Source organism: Pseudarthrobacter sp. J47 (assembly GCF_049810315.1).
GTDB lineage: Bacteria > Actinomycetota > Actinomycetes > Actinomycetales > Micrococcaceae > Arthrobacter.
This window is the reverse complement of the sequence record NZ_CP187358.1, coordinates 1118099-1130006: the sequence shown is the minus strand read 5'-3', so window position 1 is coordinate 1130006 and position 11908 is coordinate 1118099. Positions and strand designations below refer to the sequence as shown.

General features: G+C 63.3%; 10 protein-coding genes and 1 tRNA gene. 6 read left to right on the top strand and 5 right to left on the bottom strand.

Annotated elements, in window-relative coordinates; translation table 11 throughout:
• Nucleotides 1–4 precede the first annotated feature (4 nt).
• Nucleotides 5–1075, bottom strand: a complete 1071-nt coding sequence (locus ACPJW8_RS05160; protein ID WP_330186747.1) for an aldose 1-epimerase family protein — start codon at nucleotides 1073–1075, stop codon at nucleotides 5–7.
• A gap of 176 nt (nucleotides 1076–1251) precedes the next feature.
• Between ACPJW8_RS05160 and galT the strand changes: the two genes are divergently transcribed.
• On the top strand, nucleotides 1252–2415 hold the full coding sequence (gene galT / locus ACPJW8_RS05155) for a galactose-1-phosphate uridylyltransferase (protein ID WP_330186746.1): 1164 nt from the start codon (nucleotides 1252–1254) through the stop codon (nucleotides 2413–2415).
• Nucleotides 2412–3608, top strand: a complete 1197-nt coding sequence (gene galK, locus ACPJW8_RS05150; protein WP_330186745.1) for a galactokinase — start codon at nucleotides 2412–2414, stop codon at nucleotides 3606–3608. Before galT ends, galK begins: the two co-directional genes overlap by 4 nt.
• 147 nt (nucleotides 3609–3755) lie before the next feature.
• Here the strand turns inward: galK and ACPJW8_RS05145 are convergent, their stop codons facing one another.
• A complete protein-coding gene (locus ACPJW8_RS05145) occupies nucleotides 3756–4622 on the bottom strand; it encodes a Bax inhibitor-1/YccA family protein (RefSeq protein WP_330186744.1) in 867 nt (288 codons plus the stop codon).
• Nucleotides 4623–5095: 473 nt separating this feature from the next.
• On the opposite strand from ACPJW8_RS05145, the gene ACPJW8_RS05140 reads away from it, so the two are divergent.
• Genes ACPJW8_RS05140 through ACPJW8_RS05125 form a run of 4 tightly spaced genes read left to right on the top strand, consistent with a single transcriptional unit; the run spans nucleotide 5096 to nucleotide 9167 of the window.
• Complete coding sequence (locus ACPJW8_RS05140) at nucleotides 5096–6379, top strand: branched-chain amino acid ABC transporter permease (RefSeq protein ID WP_330187019.1); 1284 nt, start codon at nucleotides 5096–5098, stop codon at nucleotides 6377–6379.
• 9 nt (nucleotides 6380–6388) lie between these two features.
• Nucleotides 6389–7357: a branched-chain amino acid ABC transporter permease gene (locus tag ACPJW8_RS05135; RefSeq protein ID WP_330186743.1), complete on the top strand. Its 969-nt coding sequence runs from the start codon at nucleotides 6389–6391 to the stop codon at nucleotides 7355–7357.
• The gene (locus tag ACPJW8_RS05130) at nucleotides 7354–8400 is read left to right on the top strand and encodes an ABC transporter ATP-binding protein (RefSeq protein WP_330186742.1); all 1047 of its coding nucleotides are present in this window, start codon (nucleotides 7354–7356) and stop codon (nucleotides 8398–8400) included. The genes ACPJW8_RS05135 and ACPJW8_RS05130 overlap by 4 nt, the downstream gene beginning before the upstream one ends.
• On the top strand, nucleotides 8397–9167 hold the full coding sequence (locus ACPJW8_RS05125; RefSeq protein ID WP_330186741.1) for an ABC transporter ATP-binding protein: 771 nt from the start codon (nucleotides 8397–8399) through the stop codon (nucleotides 9165–9167). The genes ACPJW8_RS05130 and ACPJW8_RS05125 overlap by 4 nt, the downstream gene beginning before the upstream one ends.
• A gap of 78 nt (nucleotides 9168–9245) precedes the next feature.
• Here ACPJW8_RS05125 and ACPJW8_RS05120 read toward each other — a convergent pair whose 3' ends face one another.
• The 3 genes from ACPJW8_RS05120 to ACPJW8_RS05110 form a co-directional block, all read right to left on the bottom strand.
• Nucleotides 9246–10604 (bottom strand): ABC transporter substrate-binding protein, encoded by a 1359-nt coding sequence (locus tag ACPJW8_RS05120; protein ID WP_330186740.1) that lies wholly within the window; start codon nucleotides 10602–10604, stop codon nucleotides 9246–9248.
• A 193-nt stretch (nucleotides 10605–10797) separates the two neighbouring features.
• Nucleotides 10798–10871 (bottom strand) — tRNA-Leu (locus ACPJW8_RS05115).
• 32 nt (nucleotides 10872–10903) lie between these two features.
• Nucleotides 10904–11860, bottom strand: a complete 957-nt coding sequence (locus tag ACPJW8_RS05110) for an N-acetyltransferase (RefSeq protein WP_330186739.1) — start codon at nucleotides 11858–11860, stop codon at nucleotides 10904–10906.
• Nucleotides 11861–11908: the final 48 nt, after the last annotated feature.

The following is an 11908-nucleotide window of genomic DNA, read 5'->3' as shown; positions in this document are numbered from 1 at the left end:
AGCCCTATCCTTGCGCAGCCTGCTCCCTTTGCGAAACGGCATCAATGCCCCAGGTCATGGCGAACTCCGCACCGGGTTCGAGCCAGCTCAGGCCGTCGCCGGAATTAAACGCGTTCGCGGGTCCGGTCATCGGCTCGATCGCCACCACCAGTTCACGCCCAGGGTATTCAGTGGAAATAAAGACGTGGACGTACGGGCAGTTCTGGTCCTGCCACAGGCTGACGCTGCGGCCGTCGTCGGCCGTGAGTGTGTGGCGGGCCACGCCGCCGTCGTGCGTCAGGCCCGTAAAAGCAGCGTCCAGCCGGATGGCCCGGATGCGGCGGCCGGACCTGAAGTCGTGGTCCCCCCTTACGGGTTCCTCGCCACGCGGGATCAGCCGTCCGTCCGCCGTCAGTGTGGTTTCCGCCTGCACCGTAAGCACCAGGTCTGCCACAGGTACATCACCGACCCTCAGGTAGGGATGGGCGCCGAGGACAAACGGGGCCCGCTTGGCTGAGTCGTTGATCAAGGTCTGGCGCACCACGAGGCCGCCCTCTGCTGCCAGCGAGTATTCCACCTGATGCCGCACCAGGAACGGGTACCCGTGCTGCGGGAAGATGGTTGCCTCAAGGCTCACGGAGTGGGCCTGCTGGTCCAACGCGGCGTAGGCGGTATTCCTCAGAAGTCCGTGGATGGCGTTGTTCCGTGGAACTTCGGTGATGTCCAGCTGCTGCTTACGGCCGTCCAGGTACCACAGCCCGTCCTCCACCCGGTTGGCCCAGGGAGCCAGCGTTATGCCGGTGGCACCCGGCGGAATCTGGTCGTCGTCGTAGGTCTCCGTGAAGGGAACGCCGTCCACGCTGTACAGCCGGAGTCCGGCGGCCAGTTCAGTGACCACAGCTTTCGCATTCCCACGCTCAAGCACGTACTGCCGTCCGGTGGCGGGACGGTTACCCGGACGGCTGGCGGGAGCGCTGGCCGGACCAGACGGCGGATCGGATGGCGAAGAAGGGGTTTCAACGGGGGAATCAACTCCGGACCCGGCCGTCGAACTGACAGTGGAATCGGAGGGCCTTGCGGGCGTCTCTGGGCTCATGGGTAAAAGCTACAGCGCAGGGGCGTCTCCGCTCCAGCCCGGCGGTTCACGGCCCCATAAAAGGGTGCGTTGAAGTTAAATGTTATCTTTTGGTAGAAACTATTCACTTTCTGTGGAGTTGTGGGACAATTGGAGTGACAGCCAGCTCTCCGGCCACGCCTTCAAAGGACTGCACCATGATCAACATCACCGCTACCGGCCTCGCCGATGGCCGGGAACTCATCTATTTCGACGACCCCGGAACCACCAGCTTCCGAACGGGCGAGGCAGTGCGGGATCTCCGCCCCCTTCCGCCCCGCGGCGAACCCGGCGAGGTCAGGTTCGACGCCCTGACCCGGGAGTGGGTGGCAGTAGCAGCGCACCGCCAGAGCAGGACGCACCTGCCTCCGGCAGACCAGTGCCCCATCTGCCCCACCACGGCGGCCAATCCCTCCGAGATCCCGGCTTCGGACTACGACGTGGTGGTCTTCGAGAACCGCTTCCCCTCACTGGGCCCGGCAGTCGGCAACATCCCTGAGAACCCCGCCTGGGGCACCACCGGACCGGCGTTCGGCCGTTGTGAAGTCGTGTCTTTTACGCCGGACCACACAGGCTCCTTCAGCGGCCTCAGCGAAACCCGCGCCCGCACGGTTATTGAGGCGTGGTCGCACCGTACTGCGGCCCTCAGTGCCCTCCCAGAGATCAAGCAGGTCTTCCCCTTCGAGAACCGCGGGGCGGATATTGGCGTTACCCTGCACCATCCGCACGGCCAAATCTATGCCTACCCGTACATCACCCCGCGCGCCGGTGTAATGGCAGCCTCAGCCCAGAAGTTCCATGAGGAGGCCGATGGCCGCGCCACCTTGACCGGCTCGCTCCTGCATTCCGAACGCGAAGACGGCAGCCGGATGGTCCTCGAGGGAGACAACTTCAGCGCTTATGTTCCTTTCGCCGCCCGCTGGCCGTTGGAAATCCACCTTGTTCCGCACCGCCAGGTGGCAGACCTCGCCGGCCTGACCGGGGAGGAAAAGGATGAGCTTGCCTCGGTATACCTGGAACTCCTGCAGAAGCTTGATGCCCTGTACCCGACGCCTACGCCCTACATCTCGGCCTGGCACCAGGCGCCGCTGGAAGCAGCTTTCCGCAAGTCCGGCTACCTCCACCTCCAGATCACGTCCCCGCGGCGGGCCGCCGACAAATTGAAGTTCCTGGCGGGATCCGAAGCCGCTATGGGAGCCTTTATTAACGACACCACACCCGAGTCCGTTGCAGAACGACTCCGAGCCGTCTCAGTTCCGGGACAGGCCGGCACTTCCGCACCGGCACTCGCCCCAGCACTTCCGGAAGGCGCCACGGCATGAGCAAGCACAGGAGCGAAGGCGCAGCAGACGGAACCTCAGCGCCGCTGGAAACTGCTGCTCTCGTCAGCCGCTTTGAAGAGAGCTTCGGGAGGCTTCCGGACGGAGTCTGGCAGGCACCCGGGCGCGTAAACCTGATCGGTGAGCACACCGATTACAACGAGGGCTTCGTCCTGCCGTTCGCGATCGACAAAACCGCGCGCGTTGCGGTGGCAATCAGGCAGGATTCCACCATCAGGCTGCTGTCCACTTACGGCGGGCAGGGACTTACGACGGCGGACGCGGCCTCCCTGGATTCGGCTTCGGCCAAGGGATGGACCAAGTATCCGCTGGGCGTTATCTGGGCCCTGCAGCAAAAGGGCATTGACGTTCCTGGGCTTGACCTGTTGCTCGATTCCGACGTGCCGTTGGGTGCCGGGTTGTCCTCCTCCCACGCAATTGAGTGCGCCGTCATTTCCGCGCTCAACGACCTCACCGGGGCGGGGCTGATTCCCGAGGAAATGGTCCTTGCCACGCAGAAGGCGGAAAACGACTTCGTCGGTGCGCCTACGGGCATCATGGACCAGTCGGCGTCCCTCAGGGGCGCGAAGGGACACGCCGTTTTCCTTGACTGCCGCAACCAGGATGTCCAGCTGGTCCCGTTCGAGGCCGAGCCTGCGGGACTGGTCATGCTGGTGATTGATACCAAGGTGTCGCACTCGCATGCCGACGGCGGTTACGCATCCCGCCGTGCCTCGTGCGAACTTGGAGCTGAGGTGCTTGGCGTCCCTGCACTGCGCGATGTCACCGTCGGAGACCTGGAGGAGGCGGCCGGGCTGCTGGATGAGGTTACGTTCCGCCGGGTCCGGCACGTTGTCACGGAAAATGACCGCGTCCTGCAGACCGTGGAACTGCTCTCCAGCGAGGGCCCCGGAGCCATTGGTCCCCTGCTCGATGCCAGCCACGTGTCCATGCGGGACGACTTTGAGATCTCCTGCCCGGAACTGGACCTGGCCGTGGACATCTCACGGAAGAACGGCGCCATTGGCTCGCGCATGACGGGCGGCGGGTTCGGCGGCGCAGCGATCGCCCTCACCCCGGTGGCGGCAGAAGCGGAAGTCCGTGCCGCCGTCGTACGTGCCTTCGCCGATGCAGGGTTCGTCGCACCGGACATCTTCACCGTGACCCCGGCCGCAGGCGCGCACCGGGTCAGCTGATCTCCCAAGCGCCGGCTCCTGCGTTCCTGTCTGGCAAGCCGACAGGAACGCTCGCCAGACAGGAACCGTCACCATACAGGAATGGCCCCGCCACAAGGCGGGGCCATTCCTGTGTGCTTTGGAAGTCCTGGGACTTCAGGGGAGGTACTACTCCTCGCCCCGCAATATGGCCAGGAGCCGGATGATTTCAACGTAGAGCCAAACCAGCGTGACGGTCAGGCCGAACGCTGCCGTCCAGGCGAAGCGCTCGGGAGCACCGCTCTGCACTGCGGCTTCGATGGACGTGAAGTCCATGATCAGCGAGAACGCTGCCAGGCCGATGGCCAGGAGACCAATCAGGATCCCTACGATGCCGCTGCGCATCCCAAAGGGGTTGTCGGTGACACCAGTCCACATCATGACCAGGTTGACCACCGAGAAGACGGCATAGCCGATCATGGCGATCATAAAGAAACGCATGGCCTTGGGAGTGGCGCGGACCTTGCCGCTCTTGAACAGGACCAGCGTCACCGCGAAAACGGACAGGGTGCCAAGGACAGCCTGCAGGCCCAGGCCACCCCCGAAAGAGGCTTCAATAAAACGTGTGAGGCCGCCCAGGAAAAGGCCCTCAAGCGCCGCATAGGCCAGAATCAGGGCCGGTGATGGCTGCTTCTTGAACGTGTTGACCATTGCGAGCGCAAAGCCGCCCAGCGCGCCGACGATCATGAGCATGGTGGCGAGGCCCATGCTCACGAAGAGTGTCACGGCTGCGCCCACCAGCACTGCACCGAGGCAGAGGAAGGTCTTGACGATGACGTCGTCGTAGCTCATCCGGCCGGTGTCCAAGGGACCCGCTGCGGGACGGTTGTAGAGATCCTGCAGCTGCTCCTGGCTCATTGCCTGGGGCGGAGCGCCGTACTGGGTCTGGGTGCCGTACGCACCCTGGTTGCCCCATGGAGCCTGCGGAACAGGCGGTGCCTGGGTGGCTCCACGGAAATTCTTTCCGTTGAAGATCGGGTTTCCGCCAAGTGCCATTGCGGGTTTCCTCCATAGATATGACGAGACGAACGCGGTTTACGTGAACGTATAGTTCACGCTACCAATTTCCACGCTCCACCGGGCGGATTCGTTCCAGCATTCGGGCAGGCGCAACCCAAACGTAACCGGCCAGCCCCTAGCGGCTGCCTGGAGGCTTTCGATCAACGCGTGCCAGATCAACAAAAGTTTCACCAGTGGCTCCAAGCCGAATGGTTCCCCGCGCAGGGGAGTTGTTACCCGATCGCGATCAATGCGGCCATTTTTGGCGCTTTTTTGGAGGTTTGCGGCTGTAACATGGGCCAAGCGGGGGTGACGTTTCTCACATTTCGCGAGGATCGACGCCACTTCCGTTCCCGTCCGTTCGTAGCGTCCCACCGGCGCATCCGTTCCACCCCCAAGTGGAGGTTAACAATTTGAGAAGCGCACCCCAAGGCCCGCCCCGCCGGCGGCCACGCAGATTGCTGAAGGTGCTGGCGGCCGTGCCGGCCTTCGTCATCGCAATCCTGCTGGTCCTGGCTCCGGCAACGCAGGCCACGTCCCCTGCCCCGTCACCATCCCCCACGGGGCAGTCATTCCAGAACGCCATCAGCGGATTCCTTCGGGATGACACCCGCGCACCCCTCGCCGGCGTGACCATCACTGCCAAGAGCGGCGATTTCACCGGAACCACCGAGTCTGCCGAAAACGGCTCCTGGAGCATCGGAGTTCCCGCGCAGGGAACGTACGAGGTGGAGCTCGACGAGTCCACCCTCCCCGACGGCATCAAGCTCGCCGAAGGCCAGGAAAACCCCCGGACAGTCTCCTTCAGCCAGACGTCCAACCTCTCAGTCATATTCGCTTTCGGCAAAGGCATCGTGGTCCAGCAACAGGACTTCGGGCAGAACCTGCTTAACCGCCTGGTTGCTGGCTTGAGCTTCGGGCTCCTGCTGGCGCTGGCCGCTGTTGGGCTTTCCCTGATCTTCGGCACTACCGGCCTGACCAACTTCGCCCACGGCGAGATGGTCACCCTGGGAGCCGTCCTGGTCTTTGCCCTGAACGCCATGAACGTCCCGTTCTGGCTGGCCATCATCCTCGCCCTGGTGGGCGGCGGCCTCTTTGGCTATGCCCAGGATGCCGGGCTCTGGCGCCCGCTGCGTCGAAGGGGCATGAGCCTTGTACCCATGATGATCGTCAGCATCGGCCTGGCCCTTGCAGTGCGCTACATCATCCAGTTCTACTTCGGCGGCGCCACCCAGCAGCTGCCCTTCGCCCAAAGCGCGGAAATCCAGGTAGGCCCGATCTCCATCTCGCCGAACAACCTTTGGTCGCTGCTCATCAGCGCAGTGGTCATCAGCATTCTGGGAATCGTCCTTCTGAAGACGCGGCTGGGCAAGGCAACGCGTGCCGTCGCAGACAACCCAGCGCTGGCAGCCGCCTCCGGCATCGACGTCGACGGCGTCATCCGGCTCGTCTGGATCGTCGGCGGTGTCCTCGCGTCACTGGGCGGCATCCTGTGGGCCTATTACCGCCCCGGCGTCACCTTCGACATGGGTTCGCAGATCCTGCTCCTGATCTTCGCCGGCGTCACCCTGGGAGGCCTCGGCACGGTCTTCGGTGCATTGATCGGCTCCGTTGTGGTTGGCATCTTCGTTGAGCTCACCACGGTGTTCGGGCTCGCTGCCGACCTCAAGTACGTCGGCGCCCTTGTCATCATGATCGTTGTCCTCCTCTTCCGGCCCCAGGGAATCCTGGGTCGCCGTGAGCGTGTGGGTTAGGAGACCGCCATGGATTATGGATTCGCTTTTTCCAGTGCTTTTGGTGAACTGTTCAGCCCCACGACGGCGGCATACGCCCTCGCTGCGCTGGGCCTCGCCGTCCACTTCGGCTACTCGGGCCTGCTGAACTTCGGGCAGGCCGGCTTTATGGCCGTCGGGGCCTATGGTTTCGCGATCTCGACGCTCACGTTCGGGGTGCCGTTCTTCGTCGGCCTGCTGATCGCCATCATATGTTCGGTGATCTTCGCGCTCATCCTGGGTATCCCGACGCTCCGCCTGCGCGCGGATTACCTCGCCATTGTCACCATCGCGTCGGCCGAAATTGTCCGTTACATCGTCACCACCAACCAGCTCACGTCCGTCACCGGCTCCGCCAACGGCCTGGCAGCGTTCGAGGGCGGCTTTTATGCGCTCAACCCCTTCCCTGAGGGCAGTTACATGGGAATGAACAACCGCGACTTCTTCATCCGCGTGGTGGGCTGGTCCTTGGTTGCCGTGTGCTGTGTGCTGGTGTGGCTGCTGATGCGAAGCCCCTGGGGACGTGTCCTCAAGGGCATCCGTGAAGACGAAAATGCCGTGCGGTCGCTGGGCAAGAACGTCTACGCTTACAAGATGCAGGCCCTGGTTATCGGCGGCGTGCTCGGCGCCTTGGCGGGGATGATCTTCACCCTCCCCCGCGGCGCTGTGCAGCCCGCCAACTACGGCACCGAGCTGACCTTCTTCCTGTGGACCTGCCTGCTGCTTGGCGGCATGGCAACAGTCCTGGGTCCGGTCGTCGGCGCCATGATCTTCTGGGTGGTCCTGTCCCTTACCCAGAGCGTCCTCTACGGCCTGATCGAGTCAGGCGCAGTGACCTGGCTGACCACCGTCCAGGCCGGGCAGCTGCGCTACATCCTGGTGGGCTTCGCCCTGATGCTGTTGATGATCTTCAGGCCCCAGGGCGTCTTTGGCAATAAGAAGGAGCTGGCATTCGCATGAGCAGCAACGGCGAAAACGCCACACACGATTCCATCGATTACATGACCGATTCGCGGCCGATCGCCGCCGGGGACAATACCCCCGGCTGCAAGAAGCGCGATCCAATCCTGGTGGCAGAGAACGTCACCAGGAGCTTTGGCGGCATTAACGCCGTCGACGTCGAGTACCTGGAAATTCCCCGGCACAAGATCACGGCCCTGATCGGCCCGAACGGCGCCGGCAAAACCACGCTGTTCAACCTGCTGACGGGCTTTGACACACCCAACAGCGGCAAATGGCAGTTCGAGGGCAACAGCCTGGCGGGGGTCTCCTCCTATAAGGTGGCCCGGATGGGCATGGTGCGCACGTTCCAGCTGACCAAGGTCATGGGCAAGCTCACCGTTATGGAGAACATGCGCCTCGGCGCGTCCAACCAGGCCGGCGAAAGGTTGTCCAAGGCCCTGTTCAAGGGGATCTGGGGCGGCCAGGAAAAGCAGATCACCGAACAGGCAGAGGTCCTGCTGGAGAAGTTTAAGCTGGATGCCAAGAAGGACGACTACGCCGCTTCATTGTCCGGCGGCCAGCGCAAGCTCCTTGAAATGGCCCGGTCCCTAATGGTCCGGCCCAAGCTGGTGATGCTGGACGAGCCCATGGCCGGCGTCAACCCTGCCTTGACCCAGTCACTCCTGGATCACATCAAGAACCTTAAGTCCGAAGGCATGACAGTCCTGTTCGTTGAGCACGACATGCACATGGTCCGCCACATCGCCGACTGGGTGGTGGTCATGGCTGAAGGAAAGATTGTTGCCGAAGGCCCGCCCGGTGAAGTGATGAAGGACCCCGCCGTCATTGACGCATACCTTGGCGCCCACCACGACGTCGACCTCGGTGACGCCGAGGGCATCAAGGAACTTGAAGCCGAGCTTGAGGCGGATGAGGAATCAATCGTCGGCACCGAGAACGCTGGAATCATCGCGGTGGACTCCGTGGCCCCGGACCTCAAGTCCGGGCAAAACCGCACGGACCCGGAAACACCGGGCCGGCACAGCAAGGAGGCAGAATGAGCGCCACGAGCCCCGCAGCGGCTTCGGCTGCGGCACCCGCTGACGACTCCGTCGTTAAGGTCACCAACCTGGTGGCCGGTTACCTCCCCGGAGTTAACATCCTCAACGGCTGCAGCATCGAAGCCCGCAAGGGCGAGCTGATCGGCATTATTGGCCCCAACGGAGCCGGCAAGTCCACGCTCCTGAAGGCCATGTTCGGACTCGTCAAGGTGCACTCCGGCACCGTGGTGGTCCGCGGCAAGGACCTGACAGGGCTGAAGGCCAACAAGCTGGTCACCCAGGGCGTGGGTTTCGTCCCGCAGACCAACAACGTCTTCGCTGCACTGACCATCGAGGAAAACCTGCAGATGGGCATGTTCCAGCGGCCCAAGGACTTCGCCGAACGGTTCGACTTTGTGGCAGGCCTCTTCCCGGAGCTCGCCAAACGGCGTGCCCAGCGGGCCGGCTCATTGTCCGGTGGCGAACGCCAGATGGTGGCCATGGGACGTGCACTGATGATGGATCCTGCTGTTCTGCTCCTGGACGAGCCGTCCGCAGGCCTCTCCCCCGTCAAGCAGGACGAGACCTTCCTGCGTGTCCATGAGATCAACCGGGCCGGCGTTTCGGTCATCATGGTGGAGCAGAATGCCCGCCGTTGCCTGCAGATCTGCGACCGCGGCTACGTCCTGGACCAGGGCCGGGACGCCTACACGGGCACCGGCCGCGAGCTGATGAAGGATCCCAAGGTTATCCAGCTCTACCTGGGTACGCTGGCTGATGAGAACTAGGCACCAGTAAAACCGCAAAAGACAACCCCCGTCCGGCTGGTCCGGACGGGGGTTGTCTTTTGTGTCAGAAGACCGGCTTTACAGCTGGCCGAATTCTTCCTTGACGGGCTTGTAGGTGTTGTCTTCCTGGTACTCGTAGATACCGATGAAGGCTTCCGTGGGGTCACCGGCATCGGAGAACGTGATGGGACCGGACTGGCCGTCGTAGTCAATGTCCTCACCGTTGCGCAGGAGGGTCACGCAGGAGGCGAAGTTGTTGCACTTCTCGCCGCCTTCAGAGACTTCCTTCAGCTTTGCGGCGATGTCCACACCGTTGGTGCTTCCAGCAGCTTCAGAGGCAAGGGCAATGAGGTTGACGGCGTCGTACGATTCGCCGGCGTAGCTGTAGTCCTTCAGGGCCGGATCAATGGCCAGCAGGGACTGCTTGAAGGCATCCTTGGCGAACGTGCCGGGAATGGTTCCCTGCGCGCCCTTGAGGGTGCCTGGCTCGAAGTCCTTGCTGTAATCCGAGGTGTTGCCGTCCACGAGGAACAGCTGCGTGGGATCGATACCCTTGCCGGTCAGCAGCGGGACGATGCTCTTGGCCTGGTCGAACGTGATCAGGGCGATGGCGTCCGGCTTGGCGGCGATGACCTTGTCCACCTGGCTGCTGAACTGGGAATCACCCTCGTTGAACAGTTCCTCTGCCACGACCTGGCCGCCGGCTGCCTCAACAGCAGACTTGACGTTGGATGCCAGGCCCGTGCCGTAGGCGTCGTTGAGGACAATCATGCCGACGGTCTGGGCGCCACACGTAGCCATGTAGTTGCCCAGGACCTTGCCCTGCAGGACGTCTGACGGTGCAGTGCGCCAGTACAGGCCCTTGTCATCCCACGTGGTGAAGTCCGGGGATGTATTGGCGGGCGAGAAATGGATGACGCCGGCACCGGTGATCTGGTTAATCACGGTCTTGGAGACACCGGATGATGCTGCGCCGATGATGGCGCTGACGCCGGAGCCAAGGAGTGCGGTGGTGGACTGCGTGGCGATGTCGGTCTTGGTGTCGCCGGAGTCGCGGTGGATGACCTCAACCGGGTGGCCAAGGACACCGCCGGCCTCGTTGACTTCCTTGATGCCGAGGTTGACGCCCGCGATTTCGGGCGGGCCAAGGAAGGCCAGGGAACCGGTAGTGGGCAGCAGGGAACCGAGCTTCAGGGGAGCCGGAGCTGTGGTGGTGGACGCGGGCACGGAGCCCCCGCCGCCGGCCGTAGCGGTGGCCGTGCCGCCTGCACCTTCACCGGGAGCGGGACAGGAAATTCCTGACGCCGCTGCAGTGGTGGTGCTGTCCGTGGCGCTCGGGGTGGTGGTACCACCACAGGCTGTAGCCAGAAGGGCAAATCCGACGCCAAGCGCTGTGAGCTTGGCTGCGCGGGGTGCCCCCGGGGGGAGTGAAATCATTGAGAATCTCCTCGATCGAAAGGTGCGAACGGCCTTTGATGCGGATGGGTCAGGTGTTCCTGATTTAACTCAAGCTAATGCAATTTCTGCCCGAACATAAGTGACTTCGGTCACAGCCTTATAACAGTCGTTGCATATGCGGAATTAAACGACGGAAGCCGCCCGCACAGTGCGGACGGCTTCCGTGGCCACGTACCCCAGGTGGGACTCGAACCCACAACACGCGGATTTTAAGTCCGCTGCCTCTGCCAATTGGGCTACTGGGGCGCCGGGACAATGGTATCCCGTCACGGCGTAGGTCAGAGCCGGGCAAACGGCCCGGCATACCTGAAAGTGCCGTGGACTCCCCCTGGCCACAGAGCCAGCGGGAGGAACTGGAAGTAGTGCCCCCAGGAAGCATCCGGCGCCAATATCCCGAAGGAGTCGGCAGCAACGAATCCAAACCGCTCGTAATAGCCGGGGCTGCCCAGCAAGGCGATGCCCCGCTCGCCCGCGGCGTTGGCCCGCTTGATGGTCTCAGCCATCAATGCGGAGCCAATGCCGTGCTGCTGGAGCCTGGGAACCACCCCGATCGGCCCTAGCCCCAGCAATGGAAAGTCATCCACCCAACCCCTGGTGCTGATGGCATAGCCCACAATCCGGCCGTCGTACTCGGCGACGACGCTGAGTTCAGGAAGGTACTCAGCGCAATCAAACAGTTCCTCCAGCAGGCCCACCTCCACGATGGGTCCCTCAACAGGACGGCCGGTCACGGGCGAGACGGCAAACGCCTCACCGATCAGCCCCAGGATGGCCGGTCGGTCAGCAGGCGTCTCGCTCCTGAGCACCAGCGTGTCAGCAACGGCAGCCGGTTCCTGGCCTGATTGCGCGGCCGACAATTCCCTGAGGGTCTCCATGGCGCGCTCGGCATCCGCGGCCGGGACAAGCAGGTGGTCATGGTGGAATCCGGCCAGCACGTTGCAGCTGATATGTGCCGCAGTCAGTGCGGTACTCACCGCAGCCGTCAGGCCCACGGCCTCAAGCGCCGAGCGGACATCCAGGGTGATCCATGCTGCAATGAAGGAGTAGTCCAGGCCAAGCTCATCAGCGCGCTCCCTGGACAGGACCGCCGTCGTTCCTTCTGCTTCACGGATCACCGCAGCGACAGAATCCTCCACGGGACGGCCTTCGGGCCACAGCGCATACACGTACTCGCCCGCACGCAGGGACGGCGTGAGCGACGACAGGAGGGAAGGCAGGTGGGTCTGGTCGATCATACGGACAGTCTAGGCATGCGCACCGCCGCCGGCCCGGCCAAACCCCGC